General features: G+C 68.4%; 17 protein-coding genes. 13 read left to right on the forward strand and 4 right to left on the reverse strand.

Translation table 11 applies throughout. From position 1 onward, the window contains the following. Positions 1 to 318 precede the first annotated feature (318 nt). The 8 genes from ACFQ9K_RS17615 to ACFQ9K_RS17650 all read left to right on the forward strand — a co-directional run bounded on the left by ACFQ9K_RS17615 (position 319) and on the right by ACFQ9K_RS17650 (position 17,384). Entirely contained in the window at positions 319 to 9,636 is a 9,318-nt protein-coding gene (locus tag ACFQ9K_RS17615) for an SDR family NAD(P)-dependent oxidoreductase (RefSeq protein WP_378983345.1), read from the forward strand. After that, complete coding sequence (locus ACFQ9K_RS17620; RefSeq protein WP_378723404.1) at positions 9,629 to 11,302, forward strand: beta-ketoacyl synthase N-terminal-like domain-containing protein; 1,674 nt, start codon at positions 9,629 to 9,631, stop codon at positions 11,300 to 11,302. Before ACFQ9K_RS17615 ends, ACFQ9K_RS17620 begins: the two co-directional genes overlap by 8 nt. A 71-nt stretch (positions 11,303 to 11,373) precedes the next feature. Then, positions 11,374 to 12,216 carry a 3-hydroxyacyl-CoA dehydrogenase family protein gene (locus tag ACFQ9K_RS17625; protein ID WP_378723403.1) on the forward strand — a complete coding sequence of 281 codons (843 nt, stop codon included), beginning with the start codon at positions 11,374 to 11,376 and terminating at the stop codon, positions 12,214 to 12,216. Between the two features lie 47 nt (positions 12,217 to 12,263). Next, positions 12,264 to 12,533, forward strand: coding sequence for an acyl carrier protein (locus ACFQ9K_RS17630; protein ID WP_150401156.1), 270 nt, complete (start codon positions 12,264 to 12,266; stop codon positions 12,531 to 12,533). Continuing rightward, on the forward strand, positions 12,530 to 13,699 hold the full coding sequence (locus ACFQ9K_RS17635) for an acyl-CoA dehydrogenase family protein (protein WP_378723402.1): 1,170 nt from the start codon (positions 12,530 to 12,532) through the stop codon (positions 13,697 to 13,699). The genes ACFQ9K_RS17630 and ACFQ9K_RS17635 overlap by 4 nt, the downstream gene beginning before the upstream one ends. 18 nt (positions 13,700 to 13,717) lie before the next feature. Then, positions 13,718 to 14,785: an HAD-IIIC family phosphatase gene (locus tag ACFQ9K_RS17640; protein WP_378723401.1), complete on the forward strand. Its 1,068-nt coding sequence runs from the start codon at positions 13,718 to 13,720 to the stop codon at positions 14,783 to 14,785. A 2-nt stretch (positions 14,786 to 14,787) separates the two neighbouring features. Next, complete coding sequence (locus ACFQ9K_RS17645) at positions 14,788 to 15,591, forward strand: thioesterase II family protein (protein WP_378723399.1); 804 nt, start codon at positions 14,788 to 14,790, stop codon at positions 15,589 to 15,591. Then, positions 15,588 to 17,384 carry a fatty acyl-AMP ligase gene (locus ACFQ9K_RS17650; RefSeq protein WP_378723397.1) on the forward strand — a complete coding sequence of 599 codons (1,797 nt, stop codon included), beginning with the start codon at positions 15,588 to 15,590 and terminating at the stop codon, positions 17,382 to 17,384. The genes ACFQ9K_RS17645 and ACFQ9K_RS17650 overlap by 4 nt, the downstream gene beginning before the upstream one ends. On the opposite strand, the gene ACFQ9K_RS17655 is transcribed toward ACFQ9K_RS17650, so the two are convergent. Beyond that, positions 17,368 to 18,003 carry a TetR/AcrR family transcriptional regulator gene (locus ACFQ9K_RS17655; protein ID WP_378723396.1) on the reverse strand — a complete coding sequence of 212 codons (636 nt, stop codon included), beginning with the start codon at positions 18,001 to 18,003 and terminating at the stop codon, positions 17,368 to 17,370. The genes ACFQ9K_RS17650 and ACFQ9K_RS17655 overlap by 17 nt on opposite strands. Positions 18,004 to 18,148: 145 nt before the next feature. On the opposite strand from ACFQ9K_RS17655, the gene ACFQ9K_RS17660 reads away from it, so the two are divergent. Both ACFQ9K_RS17660 and ACFQ9K_RS17665 read left to right on the forward strand, forming a co-directional pair. Continuing rightward, complete coding sequence (locus tag ACFQ9K_RS17660) at positions 18,149 to 19,321, forward strand: hypothetical protein (protein ID WP_378723395.1); 1,173 nt, start codon at positions 18,149 to 18,151, stop codon at positions 19,319 to 19,321. A 10-nt stretch (positions 19,322 to 19,331) separates the two neighbouring features. Then, positions 19,332 to 21,551 (forward strand): MMPL family transporter, encoded by a 2,220-nt coding sequence (locus ACFQ9K_RS17665; RefSeq protein WP_378983348.1) that lies wholly within the window; start codon positions 19,332 to 19,334, stop codon positions 21,549 to 21,551. A gap of 71 nt (positions 21,552 to 21,622) precedes the next feature. On the opposite strand, the gene thiL is transcribed toward ACFQ9K_RS17665, so the two are convergent. Both thiL and ACFQ9K_RS17675 read right to left on the reverse strand, forming a co-directional pair. Beyond that, positions 21,623 to 22,672 carry a thiamine-phosphate kinase gene (thiL, locus tag ACFQ9K_RS17670; protein ID WP_378715703.1) on the reverse strand — a complete coding sequence of 350 codons (1,050 nt, stop codon included), beginning with the start codon at positions 22,670 to 22,672 and terminating at the stop codon, positions 21,623 to 21,625. A gap of 2 nt (positions 22,673 to 22,674) precedes the next feature. Next, positions 22,675 to 23,244, reverse strand: coding sequence for a hypothetical protein (locus ACFQ9K_RS17675; protein ID WP_378715691.1), 570 nt, complete (start codon positions 23,242 to 23,244; stop codon positions 22,675 to 22,677). Positions 23,245 to 23,601: 357 nt separating this feature from the next. Between ACFQ9K_RS17675 and ACFQ9K_RS17680 the strand changes: the two genes are divergently transcribed. Continuing rightward, a complete protein-coding gene (locus tag ACFQ9K_RS17680; protein WP_378715689.1) occupies positions 23,602 to 24,321 on the forward strand; it encodes a hypothetical protein in 720 nt (239 codons plus the stop codon). 1 nt (position 24,322) lies between these two features. Next, positions 24,323 to 24,928: a methyltransferase domain-containing protein gene (locus ACFQ9K_RS17685; protein WP_378715687.1), complete on the forward strand. Its 606-nt coding sequence runs from the start codon at positions 24,323 to 24,325 to the stop codon at positions 24,926 to 24,928. On the opposite strand, the gene ACFQ9K_RS17690 is transcribed toward ACFQ9K_RS17685, so the two are convergent. Further along, entirely contained in the window at positions 24,925 to 25,443 is a 519-nt protein-coding gene (locus tag ACFQ9K_RS17690; protein WP_378983351.1) for an HIT domain-containing protein, read from the reverse strand. The genes ACFQ9K_RS17685 and ACFQ9K_RS17690 overlap by 4 nt on opposite strands. A gap of 135 nt (positions 25,444 to 25,578) precedes the next feature. Here ACFQ9K_RS17690 and ACFQ9K_RS17695 point away from each other — a divergent pair, with 135 nt between their 5' ends. After that, positions 25,579 to 26,259, forward strand: a complete 681-nt coding sequence (locus ACFQ9K_RS17695) for a (d)CMP kinase (protein ID WP_378715686.1) — start codon at positions 25,579 to 25,581, stop codon at positions 26,257 to 26,259. Positions 26,260 to 26,337 lie beyond the last annotated feature (78 nt).

A 26,337-nucleotide genomic window follows, 5' to 3' on the forward strand; every position in this document is an offset into this window, starting at 1 on the left:
GATTCGCGGGGATTTCGGGGGCGTCGACCGTGGCCCGGCGACCCCGTCCGTCGAGTGCGCAGCCGCGCTTGCTGACGCCGTCGATCGTGACCGATACCGCGCTCGCATTGGCGCTCGCGTCCCCTCGGCGCCAACGGATTACGCCCGCTGAAAACCCCACCCTGACGTAGGGTCATACTTGTGAGTATTCAATACTCAGCGGTATTGCGGGGGGTCAGGACCGGTGCTAGCTTTCCACTCATCCAGGGGTAAGTCGGTCGAAGATGCTCGAATCCCGGGACTTCCCTCCGTCTGAGCAAGGGCTGAAGCGTGCGCCAAATGCAGGAAAACGGGTCATCGGTAGAGCAGCGAATCCGGATCTGGCTGACCGGCCGGATCGCTGCGATCATGGATGTCGACGCCGCCACCGTCGACACCGAAACCAGCTTTGCCACATACGGTCTCACCTCCGCCGACGTCGTCGGCCTGTCCGGCGAGCTGGAGGAGATGCTGGGCCGCAAGCTCCCCGAGACGCTGCTGTACGAGCATCCGTCGATCGGTCGGCTCGCCTGCGCGCTGGCCGCTCCGCAAGCCGCACCGGAGGCGCTGCCCGAGGCGCTTGACGAAACGCCGGACCACCGCGACGATCCGCTCTGCGTCGCCGGTCTGGCCTGTCGCTTTCCCGGCGGTGCGAATACCCCGGAGCAGTTCTGGCAGAACCTGATCGACGGTGTCGACGCCAGCGCCGAGGTGCCCGCGCAGCGCTGGGACGCGCACTCGTTCTACGATCCCGATCCCTATGCGCCGGGCACCGCGTACACCACCCGCGGTGCGTTCGTCGACGACATCGCCGGCTTCGACGCGAAGTTCTTCGGCATCTCGCCCCGCGAGGCGCTTCGGCTGGATCCGCAGCAGCGCATGCTGCTCGAGGTGGCGTGGTCGGCACTCGAGGACGCGGGCATTCCGGCGGACCGGATCCGCGGCAGCCGCACCGGCGTGTTCGTCGGCATGATGGCGACGAGCCAGTACGCGAACGTGCTGACCGATCGGGGCGGACCGGCGATGCTGGACGACCCCTACGTCGGTCTCGGCACCTCGCCCAGCGTGCTGGCCGGGCGGGTCTCCTATCTGCTCGACCTGCGCGGCCCGAGCCTGGTGCTGGACACCGCCTGCTCGTCGTCGCTGGTCGCGCTGCATCTCGCGATGGCGAGCGTGCGCAACGGCGAGTGCGACCGCGCGATCGTGGCCGGCGTCAGTGCCATCGTGCATCCGGACATGTTCCGGCAGGCGTGCAAGATGCGCATGCTGGCGGTCGACGGGCGCTGCAAGACCTTCGACGCCGCGGCCGACGGGTTCCTGATCGGCGAGGGATGTGGCGCGGTCGTGATCGAACGGCTGAGCACCGCACGGCTGCACCATCATCGGGTCCAGGCGATCCTGCGCGGATCGGCGGTCAACCAGGACGGCATGAGCAACGGGCTCACCGCGCCCAACGGGGCCGCCCAGGTCGACGTCATCCGCGCGGCCCAGCGCCGCGCGGGCGTCCGGCCGGACGAGGTGGACTTCGTCGAAGCGCACGGCTCGGGCACACCGCTGGGGGATGCCATCGAAATCGGCGGCCTCACCGAGGTTTTCGGCGGTACGGAGCGGGCATCGGGTCCCTTGGCGGTGGGCGCGGTCAAGACCAATGTCGGCCACCTCACCGGCGCCGCCGGAATGGCCGGGTTGATCAAGACCATCCTGGCCCTCGGCCACCGGATGATTCCGCCGAATCTGCATCTGCGCGAACGGAATCCGTCGATCGACTGGACGGCGGCCCCGGTCCGGCTGCCGGACGGGCCGACGGCTTGGCCGTCCCGGGACACCGCCCCGATCGCGGGCGTCAGCTCGTTCGGCTGGTCCGGGACCAATGCGCACATCGTGCTCGAGGCGCCGCCCGAAGCGCAACCGGCACCGGATGATTCCGCTCCGGGCCGGTGGTATGTCGCACCCCTCTCCGCGCGCACGCCGACCGCGCTGGCCGCGAGCGCCAGGGAGTTGGCGAATCACCTTCGGACACACGGTGATCTCGCGCCCGCCGAACTCGCCTACACCGCGCAGTTCGGGCGCAGCGCGCTGGAGCATCGCACCGCCGTCGCGTTCCGATCGATCGCGGAGGCCGCGGACCAGCTCGACGCGGTCGGCACGAAGGTGCCGACCGCCCTGGTGCAGCGCGGTGCGGCGGCCGAGGTGAGCTTCGTGTTCCCCGGCACCGGTGACCAGTTCGTCGGCATGGGCCGCGGACTCTACGACACCGACGCCAGTTTCCGGGCCGCCCTCGACGCCTGCGCGGAGCTGGCGATCCCGTTGCTCGGCACCGACTTCCGGACCGTGCTGTTCGCCGAGGCGGACGCGGAGCAATCGGATCTGCTGTCCGCCTTCGGGCGCGGCGGCGCCGCCGCCGATTCGCCCTTGACCAGCCGGACCGAGCTGGCGCACGCCGCGGTGTTCGGACTGGACTATGCCGCGGCGCAGATGTGGCGCGCGCGGGGCATCGAGCCTGCGGCGTTGATCGGGTACAGCCTCGGCGAGTACGCGGCCGCCTGTGTCGCCGGCGTCTTCGCGCTAGAAGCCGTGGTGCCCCTGGTCATTCGACGCGCGCAGCTGGTCGCCGAGTCGGAGCCGGGCGTGATGCTCACCGTGGGTGACAGCGTCGAGCGCCTGTCCGGCTACCTGAACTCCGAGCTGTCACTGGCTGCGGTGAACAGTCCGTCGGCCTTCGTGGTCGCCGGCCGCGAGGCGGCGATCGCCCGGCTCGAGGCGGTGCTCGCGGCCGAGGAGATCGTCTGCCGCCGGGTGCCGACGAGCCGGGCCATGCATTCGCATCTGCTGCGGCCGCTGCGTGACCGGTTCACCGCGATGCTGGCCGAGGTCGAGCTGAAAGCGCCCGCGCTGCCGCTGATCTCGAATGTCACCGGCACCTGGATGACCGCGGAACAGGCCCAGGACGCCGGGTACTGGGTGGACCACATGTGCTCCACGGTCCGGTTCACCGACGGCATCCGTACCCTCGCCGGCGGCCACCCCGGTGTCGTCCTCGACCTCGGCGCGGGCCAGACCGGCAGCCTGGTGCGGCAGTCGCTGACCGGCCACGCGGACGACACCATGGTGCTGCCGACCCTGCGCGCGTCGGCGATGCGCGAGCCCGAGCCCGCGCTGATCGCCCGCACCACCGGCCGGATGTGGACGCGCGGCGTGCCGGTCGACTGGCGCGCCGAGGGCGGCATCGTGCACCTGCCGACCTACCCGTTCGAACACGTGGAGTACTGGCCGGACGCGGCGGACGGGCACCAGGTCGAGCGCGCGGCCGCCCCGAAGCAGCCGAGCACGAACACCGGATTTGCTGTCCTGCAACCCTATTGGGAGCCGGAGCTGCCGACCGGCGGCAGCGTCGCCGGTCCGCATCTGATCTTCGCCGATCGCCACGGCCCGGGAATCCGGCTGGCGGATCGGATGCGCCGCGTGCTGGCTCCGTCCACCCGGGTCGTCACGGTCGTTCCCGGCACCGCCTTCGGCAAGATCGACGAATCGACCTACGCGATCCGGCGTGACGAATCCGGCGACTATGTGCGACTGCTGGACACGCTGGCCGCCGACGGCGCGCTGCCGCGGGTCGTCACCCACCTCTGGTCGGTCACCGGGCCGTGCCCGGACCCACGCTCGCCGGAGCGCGTGGCCGAGCACCAGCGGATCGGTTTCGACAGCGTGGTCGCGCTCGGAAACGCGCTGGGCAGCAAGGTGATTCATGGCGTGCGGCTGATCGTGGTGACCGATTACGCCGAGCTCGTCGACGGCGACGACCACCTGCACCCCGGCAAGGCGACCATCCAGGGGCCCGCGCTGACGCTGCCGCAGGAGTATCCGGGCCTGGCCGTGCGCACGGTCGATCTCGAGCCGTCCGCCGACGACGGCGCCGAATGGGACATGCTCGCCATGCACCTGCTCAGCGAGGTGCGCTGGCCGGGCACGGCGACGTCGGTCGCCTATCGCGCCGCGAAACGCTGCGTCAAGCGCTTCCGCCCCGCGGCCCTGCCGGACCGGCCGCTCGGATTCCGGGCCGGCGGCACGTATGTGATCACCGGCGGACTCGGCAAGATCGGTCTCCAGCTGGCGCGGCACATCGTCGGCGAACAACCGGACGTGAACGTGGTGCTGCTCGGACGCACCGGGCTCCCGGCCGACCCGGAGCCGGCGTCGCAGGACGCGGAGCGCACGCGGGTCGTCGCCGAACTGGCCGCGACCGGCGCCCGAATTCTCGTGCTCGCCGCGGATCTCGGCGATCCCGACGCCCTGCGCGCCGCATTCGAGCTGGCCGAGCGACAGTGCGGATCGATCAACGGTGTCGTGCACGCGGCCGGGCTGACCAGCCCGGAGACCTTCGCGACCGCGAACAAGCTGACCCCCGAACTGATCGCGCCGCACTTCGGCCCGAAGGTCTACGGCACCGTCGCCCTCGCCGAGGCCCTGGACGGCCACGCGGACCTGGAGTTCGTGCTGCTGATGTCGTCGATGTCGGCGATCCTCGGCGGCCTCGGCTTCACCGCCTACTCGGCGGCCAACGCGTTCCAGGACCGGTTCGTCGATTCCGCGGAGCTGCCGGTCCCGGCCGCGTGGCGGTCCGCGTGCTGGGACACCTGGCAGGCCACCGCGGCGGGCGAAGCCGTGGCCGGCGTTGGTGATTCGCTCAACCGCTACTCGATGACCACCGAGCAGGGCCTGGCGACGCTCGATCGGCTGCTGGCCGGCGCGCCGAGCCGGGTGATCGTCTCGGCGGGCGAGCTGACCGGTCGGATCGCCGCCTGGGTGCCCGGTCGCGATCCATTCCGAGGTGTGCCGGAGATGGGGGAGCGGCGTCCCGGCGACGCCGAATCGGCCGATCGCCCACACGCTTTCGCCGGCGAGGCGGTCGGCCTGCAGGAGTACCAGCGCAGGCTCGCCGCGCTGTGGCGGACCGCGCTCGGTGTCGACCAGGTCGACCTGTACGACAACTTCTTCGAACTCGGCGGCAATTCGCTGGTCGGCCTGCAATTGGTGAACGCCATCCAGAAGGAGTTCGGCGTCACGGTGCCCACGCTGGCCCTGTTCGAGGCGCCGACCGTGGCCGACATGGCCGCCTATCTGCTGCCGGACGCCCCGGCGCAATCGCTGCCGGAGACCACCGTCGCGAACGCGCCGGTTCCGGTGTCCGACGGCCTGGTTCGGCGTGACGGCACGCTGGTCGAGGACATCGCCATCGTCGGCATGGCGGGGCGCTTCCCCGGCGCGAACTCGGTCGACCAGTTCTGGCAGAACGTGCGTGACGGCGTCGAGTCGATCAGCTTCTTCAGCCCGGAGGAACTGATCGAGGCCGGCGTGCCCGCGGAGGTGGTCAATCAGCCCGGCTACGTCCGTGCCCGCCCGGTGCTGGACAACATCGAGGACTTCGATGCCGAGTTCTTCGGCTTCACGCCGTTCGACGCCCGGCTGACCGATCCGCAGCAGCGGCTGTTCCTGGAGGTGGTCTGGGAGTCGCTGGAGAACGCCGGGTACGCGCCGCGGTCGATCGGCAAGCCGGTCGGCGTCTTCGGCGGCGCGAACATCAGCACCTATCTGCTGCGCCGGATCTCGCAGGATCCCGACATCATCGACATGATCAACGACTACCAGCTGGTGATCAGCAACGACAAGGACTCGCTGACCACCGCGGCCTCGTACAAGCTCAACCTGCGCGGGCCCGCCGTCTCGGTGCAGACGTTCTGCTCCACCGGACTGGTCGCGGTGCACCTGGCCTGCCGCAGCCTGATCGGCGGCGAGTGCGACATGGCGGTCGCGGGCGGCGTCTCGGTCCGGGTGCCGGACAAGGTCGGCCATCTGTTCCAGGAGGGCGGCATGGAGAGCCCCGACGGCCACATCCGCACCTTCGACGCCAAGGCCAAGGGCGCGCTGTTCGGCGACGGCGCCTCGGTGCTGGTGCTCAAGCGGCTGTCCGACGCACTGGCGGACGGCGATTCGATCACCGCGGTGATCAAGGGCTCGGCGATCAACAACGACGGCTCGCAGAAGGTCGGCTTCACCGCCCCCAGCATCAAGGGACAGGCCGAGGTGGTGGCCAAGGCGCTGAGCGTCGCCGGCGTCGACGCGAACAGCGTCGGTCTCATCGAGGCGCACGGCACCGCAACGGAATTGGGCGATCCGATCGAGGTGGCCGCGCTCACCCGCGCGTTCGGCGACACCGAGCGCAAGCAGTACTGCGCGATCGGCTCGGTGAAGACCAACATCGGCCACCTGGACCGGGCGGCCGGCTCGACCGGGCTGATCAAGGCCGCGCTCGCGGTGCGCGACGGCGTCATTCCGGCGTCGCTGCACTACGAATCGCCGAACCCGGAGATCGACTTCGAGCGCAGCCCGTTCTATGTGAGCACCGCGTCCACGCCGTGGCAGCCCGCCGGGTCGCCGCGCCGGGCCGGGGTGAACTCGCTCGGCATGGGCGGCACCAACGCCCACGTCGTGGTGGAACAGCCGCCGGTGCAACAGTATTCGAAAGACGACGGACGGCCGAACGTGCTCGTGCTCTCGGCCCGCACCAAACTGGCGCTCGACGCCGTGACGAAGAACCTGCGCGCGCATATGGACGAGCATCCGGAGCAGTCCCTCGCCGATGTCGCCTACACCTTGCAGGTGGGCCGGGAACGTTTCGAGCACCGCAGGGCGGTGGTGGTCACCGATCGGCTGGACGCGCTCGACGTGCTCGACGCGGCGCGGCCGGATCGGTTGGTGGACAACCGCGATCGGTCCAACAACCGGCCGGTCGGCCTTCTCTTCGCGGGCGTAGCGGACGCCCGGCCGGATGTCGCCGCCGATCTCTACGCCGGTGGCGGAGTCTTCGCGAAGACGGTGGACGCCTGCGCGGAGCTGGTGCAGCCGTTGACCGGACGCGACATTCGCGACGTGCTGCTCGACGTCGACCGATCACACACCGCGGGCGGATCGCCGAGCGGACTGCCGCACGCCTGCGTGTTCGTCGTGGAATTCGCGCTCGCTCAGCAGCTTTCGGCGTGGGGACTGCGTCCCCAGGTCATGCTCGGCCGCGAGATCGGCGAGCTGGTGGCGATCTGCCTGGCCGGCATGATCGGCCTGCCGGACGCGCTGGCGCTGGTCATCGAACGGGCCAGGCTGCTCGACGAGGCGGGCACCGACCCTGCGGCACTCGACCGAGTTGCCCGGGGCCTCGCCGATTGGGCCGCCCGGCAGTTGAATCCGGCCGAACCGACCGTTCGCTGCGTCTCGACCGTCACCGGAACCGGGCTCGCCGCGCGGGACCTCATCGACCCGGAGTACTGGGCCGGACACGTCCGCGGACCGGTCGCCTTCGCCGCGGCCGCCGACGAGATCCTGGCCGAGCCGGAGCGACTCCTGCTCGAGCTCGGACCGGCCGGCTCGCTCGGCGATCCGATCGCCGAGCGGTGCCCCGCGGAACGCCGACGGATGATCGTCGCCACCGCACCGGCCCGGACCGATCCCACGACCGGCACGGCGCGGCTGGCCGAGACGCTGGCGGCGCTGTGGGTCAACGGCGTCGCGCTCGACTGGAAGTCGGTTCACGACGCACCCCGTCGGCGAATCGCCTTGCCCACCTACGCGTTTCAGCGGCAGCGCTACTGGATCGAGGAACGCCCCGCCGGCGCCGCGCGGGACGGCGGCGTCAGCACCGCCGACGTCGCCCGCGATCCGGCTCGCGCCCTCGCCACCCTGGCCCGCCGGCCGGCCGGCGAGTGGTTCGCCATCCCGGCGTGGCACCAGTCCGCGCCGACCGCCGCGGATCCGGTTCGGGTGGACGGCACGTGGCTGCTGCTCACCGATGTCTCCGTGCGCGCCATGGAACTGGCCGAGTCGATCACGGCCGCGGGCGGATCGGTGGTGTCGGTGACGGCGGGCGTGGAGTTCGCCCGGTCCGGTGACGGTTCGTTCACCGTCGCGCCGGCGTCGACCGCGGACTACCTCGCGTTGCTGTCCGAACTGGTCGCGGAAGGCTCGGTCCCGCACCGGATCGTGCACCTGTGGTCGGGCACCGAGGACGGTGCGCCCGCCGACGTGAACCGGTCCTTCCACAGCCTGCTGGCCCTGGCGAAGGCGGTCGCCGAGACCGGGCTCGGCGACGTCGGCCTGGACATCGTCACCACGGGCGCGTTCGATGCCACGGCCGCCGACCGGGTGGATCCCTACCAGGCCATGGTCACCGGTCCGCTCAAGGTGATTCCGCTGGAGTATCCGGCGGTGCGCGTGCGGCACATCGACATCGGCGCGGGTGAGCTGAACGCCGACCTGGTGCTGCGCGAATTGTGCACCGCCACCGCCGATGCGCAGGTGGCGCTGCGCGGACGCCGCCGGCTGATCCCGCATTTCGAACAGCTCGCCGCGCCCACCGTCCCCGCGCCGGAACAGGTCCTGAGCGAGCGCGGCGTGTACCTGATCACCGGTGGTCTCGGCGGCGTCGGACTCGCCATGGCGCACCGGCTCGCCGAACATGTCCGGGCACGGCTCGTGCTGGTCGGCCGGACCGGTCTGCCGGACGAGTCCACCTGGGACGATCTGCTGGCCGACGACGCCACCCCGGCCGAACTCGCCCGGCGCATCCTCGAGGTGCGTGCGCTGGTCGGGGCGGGCGCGGAGGTGCTGGTGCTGGCCGCCGACGTGTCGAGCCGGGTGGACATGCGCAAGGTGGTCGACGCGACGCTGGCCAGATTCGGTCACATCGACGGCGTGCTGCACGCCGCGGGCCGCCCGGGTCAGGGGCTGATGCAGTTCAAGACCGACGAGCAGATCGCCGAGGTGTTCGCCGCGAAGGTCGCGGGCACGGACGTGCTGCGCGACGTGCTCGCCGGCGTCGACCTGGACTTCCTGCTGCTGTTCTCCTCGATCGCCGCGCTCACCGGCGGCGGCCCCGGCCAGATCGACTACTGCGCGGCCAACGCCTATCTGGACGCGGTCGCCCATGCGAGCGGTGACGCCTACCGGGTGATCTCGATCAACTGGGGCGACTGGCAGTGGAACGGCTGGGACGACGCCCTGGCCGGACTCGACTCGGGCGCCATCGAATTCCTGCGCGCGAACCGGGCCAGGATCGGCATCGACTTCGACGACGGGTGGGAGTCGATCCTGCGCGTGCTCGCGCTGGACGAGCCGCAGGTCTCGGTGTCCACCCAGGAGATGAACACCCTGGTCGCGGTGACCGCGGCGCTGAGCGTAGCCACCCTGGCCGGGGCCAGCGGGCGGCCGCGCGGGCAGAAGCATCCGCGACCGGATCTGGGCATGCCGCTGGTGGCTCCGGACACGGACCTGACCCGGGCCATCGCGGAGATCTGGCAGGACGCGCTCGGTCTGCTCGAGGTCGGCGTGCACGACAACTTCTTCGAACTCGGCGGCAACTCGCTGCTCGGCGTCGACCTGGTGACGACCATGCGCAATCGGCTGCAGCTGCCCGCGTTGCCGCCGCATGTGCTGTACGAGGCGCCGACCATCGCCGATCTCGCCGAGTTCATCGACGACGCGGGGGACAGCTCCGCCGAAGCGGCCGGCGCGGGCACCGACCGGGGCGCGTTGCGCCGGGAAGCCCTGATGAATCGGCGGCGCAATGGATAGCCGCCACGAGCCGCCGCCGTTCGCCGTCGCGATCGTCGGCATGGCGGGCCGGTTCCCCGACGCGGAGGATGTCGACGCGTTCTGGCACAACCTGCAGCAGGGCCGGACGGCCATCCGGCAGCACAGTCCGTCGGCGGCCGTGCTGCGCGCGGCCGGTGCGGACGGGGCCGGACCGGTCACCGCGGGCGTCCTCGGCGACGCGGAGTGCTTCGACGCCGGGTTCTTCGGGGTCGATCCGGGGGAGGCGCTGATCACCGATCCGCAGCATCGCCTGTTCCTCGAATGTGTCTGGACCGCCTTGGAATCCGCGGGCTACGACCCGGGCAACTCCGGGGTCACGACCGGGCTGTTCGGCGGCTCGTGCTTTCCCACCTATCTGCTCGGCCTGCTGGCGCAGCGACCGGACCTGGTCGCCGAGCACGGGCTGATGCCGATCACCGTGGCGAACGACTGCGACTCGCTGACCTCGTGGGTGGCCTACAAACTGAACCTGCGCGGCCCGACGATGACGGTGCGGACCTTCTCGTCGAGTTCGCTGGTCGCGGTGCATCAGGCCGCCCAGAGCCTGCTGTCCGGTGAGTGCGATCTCGCCGTCGCCGGTGCGGCGGCGGTGAAGTTCCCGCAGGCGATCACCTATCCCGGCGTGAGTTCGCCCAGCGGGGTGTGCCGTGCCCTGGATGTCGGCGCGGACGGCTCGATCGTCGGCAACGCGGTGGCGGCGGTGGTGCTCAAGCGCGCGGCGGACGCCATCCGCGACGGCGACCACGTGCACGCGCTGATTCTCGGCTCGGCCACCAACACCGACGGATCGCGCCGGGCCTCGTACACCGCGCCCGGCGTCGCGGGCAAGACGGCCGTCGTCGCCGAGGCGCTGGCCAACGCCGATGTGCGGGCAGGCAGCCTCGGCTACCTGGAGGCGCACGCGATGGGAACCAAGCTGGGCGACGAGGTCGAGATCGCCTCGCTGGCAAAGATATTCGGCTCGGCCAAGGCGTCGCAGCCGTGCTTCGTCGGGTCGGTCGCGGCGAACGTCGGTCACCTGGACGCGGCCTCCGGCATCGTCGGCCTGATCAAGGCCGCGCTGGTGCTCGAGCACGGTCGCCTGGTCCCGCAACCGAACTTCCGTGCGCCCAACGCGGCGCTGCGGGCCTGCGCGAATCTCGCGGTCTCCGCGCAGGGCGGGGAGTGGAAGGGCGACGGGCCGCGCCGGGCCGGGGTGAGCTCGTTCGGCCTCGGCGGGGTGAACGCGCACGTCGTGCTCCAGGAGCCGCCCGCGGTGCAGGCCGGGTTGCCGACCGGCGAGCCGGAGTTGGTCGTCCTGTCCGCTCGTACGCCGCAGGCGTTGACGAAAATGACTGCGCGCCTGCGTGACTGGGTGGAGCGGCGGCCGACGGCGTCGATCCCCGACCTCGCCCATACGCTGCGGGTGGGCCGGCCGGAGTTCCGCTACCGGCGGGCCGTGGTCGCGGCGAACCATCGCGAGTTGCTGTCCGCGCTCGATGCTGCGGCGCCCGTCATCGCCGCCGACGCCACCCGGTCGCGGCTGGCCGCCGCGGGGGCGGCCTGGGTCGACGGCGGCACGCTGGCCGACGTGACCGGAAACGCCGCGGCGCGCCGAATCCCATTACCCACCTATCCGTTCGAACGCACCAGCTTCGCACTGTAACCCTCCGCTGCGCGCTGGTTGACCACCAATCCATTTCGGCAATGGCGCCTACTCGATCGAAAGCAGCAGGTATGAAACAAATAGGAGTTGTCGGGGCCGGCATCATGGGCACCGGGCTAGCCCAGGATCTCGCGGCACACGGCCTGGACGTGGTGCTGGTCGACAATTCGCCGGACCAGCTGGCGAAGGCCGAGGAGGAGGTGGCGCGGTTCTACCGCACCGGCCGGCTCTTCGGTAAGGAGACCGACCGTTTCGGCGACATGACCGAGAAGGTCACCTACACCACGGATGTGGAGCTGCTCGGCTCCGCCGAATTCGTCATCGAGAACATCACCGAGAACTGGGATCTGAAGGCGCGGGTATATCCGGAACTGGATCGGATCTGCGCGCCGCAAACGGTATTCGCCGCGAACACCTCGTGCATTCCGATCACCAAGATCGCGTCGCTGACCGGTCGCCCGGATCGGGTGGTCGGCATGCACTTCATGAACCCGGTGCCGATGAAGCCGACGGTCGAGGTCATCCGCGGCTTCCACACCTCCGAGGCGACCATCGAGGTCGCCGGGAACCTGTTGAGCAGCATGGAAAAGCACGGCATCGTGGTGAAGGACATGCCCGGCTTCGTGTCCAACCGGGTGCTCATGCTCACCGTCAACGAGGCCATCTTCCTGCTGCAGGACGACGTCGCCTCGGCCGCGGACGTCGACGAGATATTCCGGTCCTGCTTCGGCCATGCCTCCGGTCCGCTGGAGACCGCCGACCTGATCGGTCTGGACACAATACTTCTGAGCATCGAAGGGTTGTACGAGTTCTATGCCGACAGCAAATACCGGCCATGCCCGCTGCTGAGAAAGATGGTCTACGCGGGATTGCACGGACGGAAGACCGGCCAGGGTTTCTACACCTACTCCTGAGCTATTGGACGCCACTACCGAACGAAACAACTGGGAGATCGCACATCATGTTCACCGACGCACGCACGGAAATCCGTAACTTCACCGCCCGCCGCTTTCCCGACGGCATGATCGCCGACGACCGGGACATCTTCGAAAGCGGTTTCGTCAATTCGCTGTTCGCGATGGAACTGGTCATGTTCATCGAGAAGAACATCGGCGACCGCATTCCGAACGACGAGGTCCGGCTGGACAACTTCCGCACGATCGACTCGATGACCGCGCTGGTCTCCCGGCTGCTGGCCCGGACCGCGACGCCGGCGGAGAGGTCGGCATGACCCTGGTCGCCGGCCTCGAGCCGGACCTGGCCGACCGGCACACCAGGGCGGGTTTCCGCGCCGTGGTCGACCGCGTCGTCGTGCCGCACGCCGCCGAGTTCGACCGGGTCAGCCGGGTCCGGGCCGACGTGCTGCACGAGTTCGGCGCACACGGGTTCTGGGGCGCGGTGCTGCCCGAGCGGGCCGGCGGCACCGGCCGGGGTATGCGGATGTTCGCCGAGCTGCACGAGGAGGTCGGCCGCGGCTGCTCCTCGATGCGCAGCCTGCTCACCGTGCACAGCATGGCGCTGTACGCGTTGGATCGCTGGGGTAGCCCGGCTCTGCGCGAACAATGGTCGGCGGCAATGGTTTCCGGCAAACGCCTCGGTGCGTTCTGCCTGACCGAACCGCACGCGGGCAGCGACTTCACCGCGTTGCGCACCTTCGCCGCCCGCGACGGCGACGGGTACCTGCTCAACGGGCACAAGCTGTGGGTCACCGGCGGGCAACTGGCCGATGTGTTCCTGGTCTTCGCCCGCACCGACAAGGGACCGTCCGCGTTCTTCGTGTCGGCGGATCAGCCGGGAGTGCACCAGATCGCCGTGCCCGAGATCATGGGCACCCGCGGCAGCCAACTGGCCGAGATCACCTTCGAGGATTGCCACGTCGGCCCCGACGCGCTCCTCGGCGCCGAGGGGATGGGTCTGGCGCTCGCCACGAATGTGCTCGACATCGGCCGGTTCAGCGTCGCCGCCGGCTCGGTCGGCATCCTGCAGGCATGTCTGGAAGCCTGTGTGAGCTACGCGAATTCGCGCACCCAGGGCGGGGCGCTGCTGCGCGAGCATCAGCTGATCCAGCAGATGATCTCGACCATGGCGACCAGCACCAGGGCGGCCAGGCTGCTGGTCTGGCAGGCTGGGTTGTTGAAGGACCAGGGCGACCCCGACACCATCATGGCCACCTGCATCGCCAAACAGTTCGCCGCGACCGGTGCGGTGGCCGCCGCGAACGACGCGGTGCAGTTGCACGGCGCGCTCGGATGCAGCGACGCCTACCCCGTCGCCCGCTACCTGCGCGACGCCAAGGTCATGGAAATCATCGAGGGCAGCACGCAATTGCAGCACGTGCTCATTTCCGCCGACGCGTGCCAGAACCGGGCCCGCATCGTTCCGATCGATGAACAGTAACTCGCAAAGGACACCCGGATGAGTGCACAGAGCGCACCGGAATCGACGCGCACGTCAACGATCAAATGCGTAGTGTGGGACCTGGACCACACACTGTGGGAGGGCATCCTGCTCGAGGACGGCGACCAGGTGCGGCTGCGGCCGGAGGTGGTCGACACGATCGTCACCCTGGACCAGCGGGGGATCCTGCATTCGGTCGCCAGCCGCAACGACTACGAGACCACCATGGCCAAGCTCACCGAACTCGGTGTCGCACAATACTTCCTGTACCCACAGATCGGCTGGGACGCCAAGTCCGAGGCGGTGGCCAAGATCGCGACATCGCTGAACATCGGCATCGACGCGCTGGCGTTCGTCGACGACCAGCCGTTCGAACGCGAGGAGGTCGCGTTCGCGCACCCCGGCGTGCTGTGCATCGACGCCGTGCACGCGGGCGAGCTCGCGTCCCGGCCGGAATTCACGCCGAAGTACATCACCGAGGACTCCGCCGCCCGCCGGGCCATGTACCTCGCGAGCATCGACCGGACCAAGGCCGAGGCGGAGTTCACCGGGAACAGTGAGAAGTTTCTGGCCACCCTCGGCATGGAGTTCACCATCAGCCGTGCGCAGCGCAAGGACCTCGGCCGCGCCGAGGAGCTGGTGGTCCGGACGAATCAGCTGAATTCCACCGGCATCATGTACTCGGCGCAGGAGCTGGCCGACCGAAGCGATTCGGATCGGCACCTGCTGCTGATGGCCGAGTTGACGGACGTCTACGGCACGTACGGCCAAATCGGGCTCGCCTCGGTGGAATTGGGCGAGCGCGAATGGAAGCTCGAGCTGCTGCTGATGTCGTGCCGGGTGATGTCGCGCGGGGTGGGCACGGTGTTGCTCAACCACACGGTCCGACTGGCGCAACGGAACGGTGCCCGCCTGATCGCCGAGTTCGTGCCGACGGGACGCAACCGGATCATGTACGTCACTTACCGTTTCGCGGGTTTCGAGGAACTCGGCGAGCGGGACGGCGTGCAGCTGCTCGGTGCTCCGCTGGCGGCGCCGCCCGAGCCGCCGGAGTACCTGAAGCTCGTCACCGGCCCGGGGGTGTAGGGATGTCGACCGCCGTGACGTCGCCGTGGGTGCCCTATCCCGCGCCGGCGACGCCCGCGGGGCAGGTGACGCTGTATTGCCTGCCGCACGCGGGGGCGGGCGCGTCCGGGTTTCTCGACTGGCGCCGCGCGCTGCCGCCGGAGATCTCGGTGGTGCCCCTGCAACCGCCGGGACGGGAAATGCGGTTCAGGGACCGGCCGTTCGAGGATGTGCATCCGCTGGTCGACGACCTGCTCGAGGCGATGAGGGGGCAGTGGCGTACGCCGTTCGCGCTGTTCGGGCACAGCATGGGCGCGCTCATCGCCTACGAGCTGGCCCGCAGGCTGTGCGCGGAGGGGCACCCGAGGCCCACGCATCTGTTCGTCTCGGGCAGGCGGGCGCCGCAGGTCCCCGCGCAGGTGCCGCTCATCCACGAGGCGGACGAGGCCGAATTCGCCGACGTCGTAAGGAGTCTCGGCGGAACGCCCGAACAGGTGCTGGCGGACGACACGCTGCGGGCGAATCTGTTCACGCTGCTGCGTGCGGATTTCGCGGTGAACGAGACCTACCGGTACCGGCCGGGCCCGCCGCTCGACCTGCCGGTCACGGTGTTCGGCGGCACCGCGGATCCGAAGGTATCGCCGAGTGAGCTGTCGGGGTGGCGCGACTGCACCGCCGGGCCGGTCGGCGTGCGGCTCGTCGCGGGCGGCCATTTCTTCGTCGTCTCGCAAAGAGCAAGTGTGCTCGACCATATCGCGCGCAAACTGATTCGGGCCGAAACCGCTCGAGCCGAACCTCTCGACCGCTCCAGGAGTGCCACGCAATGACTATCGAACTGCAAAACACCGGCCGCGCAAGCCGAGTCGACGATCCGGACTGCGCCGCCGCCACCACGCTGGTCGAGCTGCTGACCGCCAGGGCGCTGCGGCAACCCGACGACACCAGGTTCATCTTCCTCGGCGACGGTGAGAACGAGACGTCGACGCTGACCTACGCCGCGGTCGACACCGCCGCGCGCGCCATCGCCGCCCGGCTCGGTACCGTTGCGCGCCAAGGCGATCGGGCGCTGCTGCTGTACGCGCCCGGCCTGGACTTCGTCGAGGCGTTCTACGGCTGCCTCTACGCGGGCATCATCGCGGTGCCGGTCGCGCCGCCGCAGATCAGCAAGCTGGAGAGCTCATTGGCCCGGCTGGCCGCCATCCGGGCCAACGCCGGCGCGCAGCTGATGCTGACCACCTCCGACATCGCGGCCCAATTGGCCGCGATCCCAGCCGGATTCGAGGGATTCGCCGGACTGGAGACCCTCGCCACCGACACCATCGACCGCGGCGCGGCGACCGCTATCGAGTTGCCGGCGATCGCGGCCGATTCGGTGGCCTATCTGCAGTACTCCTCGGGCTCGACCGGTCAGCCGAAGGGCGTCGTGCTCACCCACCGCAATGTGCTGAGCAACAACGCGCTGGTGCGCGACAACGCCGAGCTCAGCAGGCAGAGCTGGGGCGTGTCCTGGTTGCCGACCTATCACGACATGGGCCTGCTCTCCGCGGTCACGCAGCCGATCTTCAGCGACTCCACCATCGTCAAGATGTCGCCGCTGTCGTTCGTCCAGCAGCCGGTCCGCTGGATCGCCGCGCTGGCCAAGTATCGGGCGGTGATCACCGCCGCACCGAACTTCGCCTACGCGCTTGCGGTGCAGCGGGTTTCGGCCGAGCGGGTGGCCCAGTTCGATCTGTCGCACCTGAAGATCGCGCTGTGCGGCGCGGAGCCCATCCGCCCCGCCGCCATGGCCAAGTTTGCCGCGCACTTCGCCCCCGCCGGGCTGGACGCGCGCTCGTTGTTCCCCTGCTACGGCCTCGCCGAGGCGACGCTGTTCGTCACCGGCGGTCCGCTGGGCAGCGGCGTGCGCACACTGAAGGCGGATCCGGAACAGCTGGCCGCGCACCGCTTCGTACCGGACGAGGCCGACGGGCGCGAGATCGTGTCGAGCGGCCGGACCAACGCCGGGTTCACCATGGCGATCGTCGACCCCGAGACGCTGCGCACCCCGCCCGACGGGCAGATCGGCGAGATCTGCATTGCCGGAGACAGTGTCGGCCAAGGCTATTGGGCGGCACCCGAGCTGTCGGCGGAGTCGTTCGGTGTCCGGCTCCCCGACCGCGACGGGAGTTTCCTGCGGACCGGCGATCTCGGCTTCCTGCTCGACGACGAGCTGTACGTGACCGGCAGGCTGAAGGATCTGATCATCGTCGACGGGCACAACCACTATCCGACGGACATCGAGGCGACGGTGATGGCCAGTCACGACGCGCTCCGGCTGGACCGGTGCGTCGCCTTCCAGGTCGACGGTGCGGCGAACGCGGGGATCGTGGTGGTGGCCGAGATCGATCGAGGCTGGCAGGTGGTGGACGACGTCGACGACAACGCGGCCGGGGTCAAGCAGGTTCGCGCGAGCGAGATCGACCGGGCCGTCCGGGCCGCGGTCGGGGAGAAGCACGGGCTGCGGCCCAGCGACGTCGTGCTCGTCGAAGCGAGCACGCTTCCGCTGACCTCCAGTGGAAAGCTGCAACGTTACGCGGCGAAGGCGACCTACACCGGCGGCGGCTTCACGACGCTGGGCTGACGTCTTCCCCGTCCGGGGCGCAGGCCAGCTGCAGGATGCGGCCGAACAGATCGCTCTGCACTGTGCCCTGGTCGGGGATCTCCTCGATGGACAACCCGTTCGACAGCGCGAGCGCGACGATCCCCATCTCGTAGGGGCTGATCCGCAGGGTCAGGTTGCGCCGCAACGCTTCTGCCTCGACGAAGTCGGCGATGGTCTGGCGCAGCTGGCGGCGCAGCGCGCGGAACTGCTCGGCGATCCGCGGATCGCGGACTACGCGTAACCAGAATTCGACGAACAGGATCTGCCAGTCCTGCTCGGAAACCAGCGCGTCGTTGATCTGCCTGCCGATCGCCGCGGCCGGATGGGTGCCGCCGGCATCGTCCATCGACCGCTCCAGCGCGGTCTTCGCGGCGGCGATCCGGCCGATCACCTGCTCCTCGAGCAACGCGAAGAACAGCTCGTCCTTGCTCGAAAACCGGGAATACACCGCACCTTTGGTGAAGCCGGCGGCCGCGGCGACCTCGTCGAGGCTGGTCCGATCGAAGCCGTTGCGGGCGAACTCGGCCGCCGCGGCGGCCAGGATCCGGCTGCGCATCTCCGCGGAACTCAATCGACGCCGAATTTCCGGTCGTGGCATTGACACCAACCTCCTGCCAGTCGATACTCGTTGGTATCGAATACTGGCGAGAATCGTACCACCGGCGCACGAAACGTCAGATGGGGATCATATGCCGTCACCAGTCCGGGGCCACGCAGCACCGGTGCGGGTGCTATTGACCGAAGTGTCCAGCCTTACCGCCCGCGAGTTGCTTTCCGTGCTCGGCCCGGCGGGGTATCACCTGGAAGCGTTGTCCGCCAATGGCTTTGCCCTCGGCCGCTGGAGCGTGTGGCTGGACCGGGTGCACCGCGGCCCGGCCGCGGGCGCCGATCCCGAGGGATTCGCCAGGGCGCTGGCCGCGGTGACCCGGGCGCGCGCGTTCGATGCCGTGCTGTCGACGCACGAGGATGTGGTGCTGTTCGCGGACCGGCCTGCGCTGTTCCCGGCCGACCTGCCGTTGGCGATCCCGCCGGCGGCGAGCGTGGCGCGCGTGGCGAGCAAGCTCGAATTCGCCCGGCTCGCCGACGATCTCGGCCTGCCGCAACCCGACTGGGTGCGGCTGACCGAGGACCGGCAGTCGTTCGACTACCCCTACTACGTCAAGGCCGCGTTCGGCACCGCGGGCAACGGCGTGCGCCTGGTGACCGACGATCGCAGCCGGGCACGGGCGCCGCGCGATCTCGCGCAGCGCGGCCCGCTGCTCGCGCAACGGCTCGCCCACGGCGAGTACGCGCAGGTGCAGGGCATGTTCGAGCACGGCAGGCTGGCCGCCGTGCACACCTCCGAGCAGCGGGCGACCGGGATCGGCGGCAGCGCGGCGGCGCGGGTCAGCGTCGATCACGAGTTGCCGCGCAAGCACATCGCGTTGCTCGGTGACGCGCTGGCCTGGCACGGCGGGCTGACCATGGACTACTTCCACGAGGACGGCGTGCCGCAGTACATCGAGTGCAATCCGCGCACGGTCGAACCGTTCAACGCGGCCGCCAGCGGTGTCGACCTGCCGGTGCTGGGCGTCCGGCTGGCGCGCGGAGACAGCCTGCCCGCCGGAACGCAGATCGGCAGGCCGGGAGTGCGCACGCACAGTCTGGCCGCGATCAGTCTCGGCGTCGCCGCCGCGACGGGCCGGCGGCGCGCGGTGCTCGGTGAACTGAGGGCGGCGCTGGCCAAGCGCGGGACGTACCGGGACAGCACCGAGGCGCTGACCCCGCCTGCCGATCCGCTGAGCCTGTTGCCGCTGGCCGTGATCGTCGCGGGCGTGCTGCTGCGCCCGCGACTGGCCGACACCCTCGCCGCCCGAGCGGTGCGCAACTACGCGGTCCTGCCCGCTCGCCGCGACGCCGATCCGACTCATCCTTAGGAGCACGCTTATGGCCCGCCTGCTGTACACCCTCGGCGCATCGTGTTTCCGGCGTCGGTGGGCCGTCGTGTCGGGGTGGCTGCTCCTGCTGATCGCGACGGGTGTGCTCGCGCTGCTGCACGGCGGCACGCCGACCAACACCTTCGTCGTCCCCGGCACGGAGGCGCAGTCGAGCATCGAGTTGATCAAAACCCGGATGCCGCAGGCCAATGCGGGGGGAGCGACCGCGCGGGTGGCGATACAGGCGCCGACAGGGGAGCGGGTGACGAGCCCCGCGGGCGCGGGCGCGATCGGTCAGGCGGTCGGCGCGATCGGTGCGCTCGATCATGTCGCGTCCGTGCGCAGCCCGCTCGATCCGCAGAACCGGGGAATCTCGCTCGACGGGCGGGTCGCCATGCTGGTGGTGACCTACGACATCACCTCCGGCGAGCTGACCGCCGCGGACCGGACCGGGCTGGATCGGGCGGTGGCGCCGCTGCGCGACGCCGGTCTGGTCGTCGAGATCGGCGGCACCGCACGGGAAGAGCCGATACCGACGTCCCCGCTCGAATTGATCGGGCTGGTCATCGCGCTGGTGATCCTCACCGCGACCTTCCGCGCCGTGCTGGTGGCGGGGGTGAACATGCTGACCGCGATCGTCGGCGTCGGCGTCGTCACCTTCGTCATCATGGTGACCAGTTCGGTCGTCGAATTGCACCTGACCGCACCGGTTCTCGCGACGATGATCGGCCTCGCGGTGGGCATCGACTACGCCCTGCTGATCCTGTCCCGGTATCGAGCGGAGCTGGCCGGCGGCCCCACCCGCGCGGAGGCGGCGGGCCGCAGCGTGGCGACCGCGGGCAGCGCCGTCGTGGTCGCCGGGGCCACGGTGTTGATCGCGCTGGCCAGCCTGGCCGTGGTCGGGATTCCGTTCCTCAGCGGGATGGGCTTGGCGGCGTCGATCGCGGTCGCGGTCGCGGTGCTGGTCGCGCTGACCCTGGTACCCGCGCTGCTCGGTATCGCGGACGGGCGGATCTCCCCGAATGTGCTGCCGGACGCGACATCTCGCGGCCGGGACGGGCGCTGGATTCGGTTCGTCCACCGTTTTCCGGTGGCGGTCATCGTGGTCTGTGTGGGGCTGCTCGGCCTGCTCGCGGTGCCGATCGGCAGCATGGCCACCGGGTTGCCCAACGATGAAACGACGCCGCCGAGCTTCGGACGGCACCGGGCCGCCGATATTCTCACCTCCGGGTTCGTCGCGGGGGTCAACGGCCCGCTGATCGTCTGCGTCGATCTGGACCAGGCCGCCGATCCGGTGCACGCGAGTTCGCGGATCGCGCAACGACTTCAGACGCTGCCCGGCGTGGTCGCGGTGTTGCCGCCGCAGTTCGACGCCGGGAACGATCTGTCGATCATCACGGTGATCCCGGCGACCGGGCCGTCCAGCCGGGCCACCAGGGATCTGGTCGACCGGATTCGGGGCACCGCGCCGGAGGCGCTGGCGGACAGCGGCGCTCGGGTCTCGGTCACCGGGGATGTCGCCCTGGCGATCGATACGTCCAGGAAGCTCGGGGATTCGCTGCCGATCTATCTGTCCATCGTCGTCGCGTTGACGCTGGTGCTGCTCACCGTGTTCTTCCGCTCGATATTCGTGCCGCTGATCGCGGCGGCCGGCTTCCTGCTGACGGTGGGCGCGGCGCTGGGCTGTGCGACGGCGGTGATCCAATGGGGTTGGCTGGCCGCGGTATTCAGCGTCGACCAGCCGGGGCCGCTGATCTGCGTGCTGCCGATCCTGGTCACCGGTGTCCTCTACGGGCTGGCCATGGACTATCAGGTGTTCCTGACCACCCGGATCAGCGAGGAACGACGCGGCGGCGCAGCGCCCGCCCCGGCGGTGACCAGTGGCTACTCGCGTAGTGCGCGGGTCATCGTGGCCGCCGCGGCCATCATGGTCGCCGTGTTCGGCGGGTTCGCGTGGTCCCAGGACCAGATCGTGCAGGCCCTCGGATTCACGCTCGCCGTCGGCGTCCTGATCGACGCGTTCGTCGTCCGGCTCACCCTGGTGCCCGCGGCCATCCTGGTCCTCGGCCGCTCGGCCTGGTGGCTCCCGAACCGCCTCACCCGCCTACTCCCCGAACTCGACCTCGAGGGTTCACATTTCGACCACCGAGCAGCGACGGCCGCCCATTTCGTCCACGTGGCCGAGGTCGAACAGAAGGTGTCCAGGAAGTCGGGCAGTTCGGATTCGTAACGCTGCCGGTCGATCTGCGCGGAATGGCGACCTGGAATGCACGCGTGATAATAATGCGGTGCACACAATGTTCAGGTGTGCCGCCATGAAGCGCCGGGAATATCCGTAGTTGCGTTGGCACGGAGCAGAGCGGCACCGGATCCTGCGTCGACTCGACCGATGACATGCAGATCGAGACCGGCCTGAGCGCACTGCTGGGACAGTGTGCTCACCGCGTCCCCGTCGACCGTAACGGCAAGTTCGAAGTCGACGGAGTCGCCGAAGACCAGGTCGAGCACATCGACGTTCAAGCGCGTGGCGGCCCGGCGTACAGCGTCGTCGATCGGCAGACGGTTCTCTTCGACGACGACGGACACCCCGCTGGCATGAGCGAGGGTCTCGACCGCGCCTTTGAGGCCGTCGGAGGTGTCGATGCAGGCGGTGACCGCGGGGTTGCGTGCGAAGATTCGGCCGTGTGTCACTCGGGGAGTGACGCGCTGCCACTTTGCCAGCAGGGCGGAGTATTCGTCGCGAGCGATATCGTCGCCATTGTTGGCGAGCTTCATAGCGCTGCCCGCGAGTCCGGTCGGCCCGGTGACACAGAGCACCTGGTCTGGTCTGGCGCCCGTCCGCGTGAGCAAGTTCGCGGGCTCCACGACGCCGAACGCACTGGCCGACAGGATGATTCTTTCGGCACTACCTATGTCGCCGCCGACATTGAGCGCTCCGGCAGACCTGGCGCCGTCTCGTATTCCTTCGATCAGTTCGGTGAAATCGCTGTCACGGAGGTCCTTGGGATATCGTACGACCGACAGGAGTCCGAGCGGGATCGCGCCCATTGCCGCCACGTCACTGATGTTGGCACCGGCGAGGTACCAGCCGATGTCGTAGTTTGTAATGAACCCTTTCTCGTAAAGACTGAACTTGGGACCGCGAACATAATCTGTTCCGGCAACCAGAATTTGGGAACCATCGAGGCGGAACGCCGCGCAGTCGTCTTGTGCGCCGGCGCCCAGTAGCAGCTTCGCCCTCGCTCCGTTGGCAAGGTCGGCACTCAGCGCCTCTGCGCCCATCGCCGGCACGATAATTTCAGCGATCTTGGACGGCTCGTCGAGTGGAGTTTCCGACCTCAACGCCTGCATGGTCACAGCATTGCTCCTTTAGCGGCGGCGCCAACCGCCCAGCACTGTAATGTCTGATGGAAGATCTCGCGTCGAACTACGACCGCCCAGTCGCATTCTTCGGACGGCACTGAGATGCTCGCTCCAGCAACCACTCTGAGATATTGGCTGATCATGCGTTGCTGGGTTCGGGCGACAAAGAATCGTTTCCCGTCTGCGGCAAGATAGTACGGAGACTCATCGATGCACAAATCGGCGACTTCCTGCCAACCGTCCAGTAGGGACAGCGGCAACCCGTCGCTGACCATCCGTCCGATTATTGGTTCCAAAGCGAGCGGAAGTATATGTAGATGGGCGTGACTGATACACGTGGTCGGCATCGTCGGCGTCGATCCGTGCTCGAGCACGGTGAAGTCGCCGAAAATGTCCGCATATCTGTTCAGGAACCTTTCCAGAAACACTCGGAAGTCAGATTGGGGATCGGCTAGCGTTTGCGCGGCGCTGTAATAGTGCCTGCGCGGACAGGCCAGCACGTGTCCGACGACCAGGGGAGACAGGTCGACGATCGCCACGCTGTCGGCGGTCTCGGCCAAGTGCCGTCGGACGATCGGAAAATACGTGCGAGAGAACTCGGTATCCGCGGCCCCGGAAAACTCCGCGCACAGATCCGATCTGTCACAGGTTCCAGCTGTCCCCACCCGACGAGGGTAACAGCAGATTGTCGATTGTGTCGGCGAAAAGTGTTGGGCGCTATGGGAATTGACAAGTCATGTGGCCGCGTGTCGTAGCTGTGGAGCAAACAGTCCGGTCGCCCTGTGGCGCCGGTCACTTCCACTGGGGTAGCATTCGCGCCCGCGCGTGTGGGTAGAGGTTGCCAGGTGCTCGGAGATTGGTGGGTAGGGAAGATGAGATCGAGGACCGCCACTGCTTGGGACAAGGGGATCGCGACGGTGGCGCTGGCGACGCTGGGCGCAAAGAGTCAAGGTTTCCCTGAGCAGTCGCTATGGGATGACCTCACAGGCCATCTCCCCGGATTGATACCGGCGTTACTGATCGTTGCGGCGGTCTTCACATTGGGACCCTTCGCCGCGCGAGCGCAGCGAAGTCTGGTGCATCAGCGCACCCAACTCGAACGCGAGGTATTGGTGCAGTTCGGCAGAATGATCCGTGAGGCCGACCGGGTGATCGTCGGATTTCGATTCGAGGATCTCGGCTTGCATGCGTGGCAGGTGAAACGGTCGGGGTGGTTCCTCGGGACGAAGCGACTCAGGCGGGTCGCGACGTATCGGTTGGGCGGGAATGTTGTTCTGCGCAAGTTCGAGCCGAAGCTCGGGCAGGGGGTCGTCGGCATGTGCTGGGAGCAGAATACCGAGACGTCGTTCGACGTAGAAGAACTGGCCGGGCGAGTGACAACCGAGGCCGACTTCAATTCTGTGCGGGCAATGGGCGGAGAAGCGGCGGTGATGGGATTGAATTGGGATGAATTTTTGCGGGTTCGCCACCGGGGTGCGGTTTTCGCTTCGCCGATCCGTGACGACAATCACGACTTTCGTGGCTGCTTGAGCCTCGATGCCAAAGGGCAGTACGCGGTACTCGCGTCTTCGGAGGTGCCGGAGTTGTTGAACGAGTTGGCGTTACGGATGCAGGCACACGGATTCGAAGAGATGTGATATGGACCGGGACACTCTCGCTTGGTATGAACGATTCGCCGAACACTACATAGCGCGAACCGATTCGTTCGAGTTCTTCGACGGTCTTGAACAGGATTTGTTGGCGTTTGCCCACCTGTTGCGCAGCGATGCGGTCGTCGTCGACCTCGGCTCAGGTGCTGGTCGGGATGCGCGGCTGATCTCCGAGGCGGGGCATACGGTGATCGCGGTGGATGCCAGCCTTGCGCTGCTCCGGCGATGCGTCGGCGCCGCAGGCCCTGCGGAACGAGTTCGCGGTATCAATGCCGACCTGCTGGCACTGCCATTGGCGGCGTGCACGATCGGTGGGATATGGGCCTGTGGGAGTTTGCTGCATCTGCGAAAAGAGCAGATCCCTCCAGTTCTACTGCAGTGCTTCGAGATGCTGCTCCCGGGTGCTCCGATCGGTGTGAGCATGAAGGAAGGAGTCGGCAGCGAGCGCCGTGCGGACGGAAGGCTCTTCACTTACACCAGTAAGCAGGAGCTGACCGATTGGTTGTCGGCGGCCGGGTTCGAGCGAATCGTGGTGACGGGACCCTCCCGAAGCGAATGGCTTTTGGCGATCGCGATCAAGCCGGCGAGCGGCTAACTCCACGAGTCCGGGTCGCAGTCGGGGAATACGTGCCGAATTCCCCCGCGCGGATCCGGAACATCTCCATGCCAACGTGGGATTATGTGCATATGTAGGTGCGGCACTGTGCGGCCGGCGGCTGATCCGTCGTTGACGCCTATCGTGAATCCATCGGGTCGATACAGGGTGGTCAACGTATCGCGCATCGATTGCGCCAGGATGTGTAGATCCCGCGTTTCCCTTTCATTCATGTCGAAGAACGAAAGAATATGGCGGAACGGAACTATTTCGACATGCCCGAGACTGGCGGGGAAGTTGTCCCAGCGGGCGTACATGGTGCCGCGCCGTCGCACGACGGTGTTCACCGAAGGATCTGCGTGACGACAGAACAAGCACGCCGGGTCTCGAGTAGGCGAATCACTCAGTGGCATCGAATAATCCGACCGTACGGATTCATATGGGCTGTCTAACGGCAGCAGCATCTGTTGCGGCGAGAGCGGGCCCATGATAACCGCGGGATCGGAACTCGGCATGGCTGACGTCCTACCGTCTGGGGTTTCGATGATGGCAAAGCGTAGCAGGGGAGCGTTTGGTGGATGGCGACTCCCAACCGGACCCCGCCGTCCTGTTTTCGGGGCAAGACGTGACTGCGAATCTACAATTCGTCTGTGGGAATTCAACCACGTCGCGTTCCCGGCCGCCTCGTCGTCGCGATTGACGGAGGAGTCGCCACGGGTAAGTCCTCAGTGTGCACCGCTGTGTCGCAACGACTTCAGCTCCCCTACTTTAACGCGGGGTTGCTGTATCGGGCACTTGCACTGTGGTGTGTCCGTCAGCGAATCGCGCTCGACAATGCCGGCGGCGTGACGGAGACCGCTGCGCGGACCTATCCTGTCGGTGTGTCGCTGGACCGTGGCATCACCGCGATCTCGTTGGCGGGCCGGGATGTATCGGATCAGCTGAAGACCTCCACCGTGAGTCGCGCGGTGTCCGCGGTTGCTCGCCACGCGGAGGTGCGTGCGGCCATGAACGCACGCCAGCGGGAAATCGTGCGTTACGCCGAATCGACCTACGGCGGAGTCGTTATCGATGGTCGCGATACAACCACCGTTGTCGTGCCGGACGCCGACGTCAAAATACTGCTCATCGCCGACGCGCAAGCGCGAGCACTGCGGGTCCGCACGGGCGAAGGGGCCGGTGCCGCGGCCGAACGGGACGCGGCTGATGCGGCAGTCAGTGACTTCCTGCAACCACGACCCGACGTGACCGTGCTGGACACCAGCGACCTCGACCTCGGCGAACTCGTCACGCGGGTGCTCTGCCACGTCTTTCGAGCAACCTCGGGATAGGTTGTTCGCCGCTGCGGTGACGTCGGCACGGCTCTGTCGCCATCGCGAGAAACACCGGCTGGTTGCGAACTTCGCGAG

The organism is Nocardia sp. NPDC056564 (genome assembly GCF_042793755.1).
Classification (GTDB): Bacteria; Actinomycetota; Actinomycetes; order Mycobacteriales; family Mycobacteriaceae; genus Nocardia.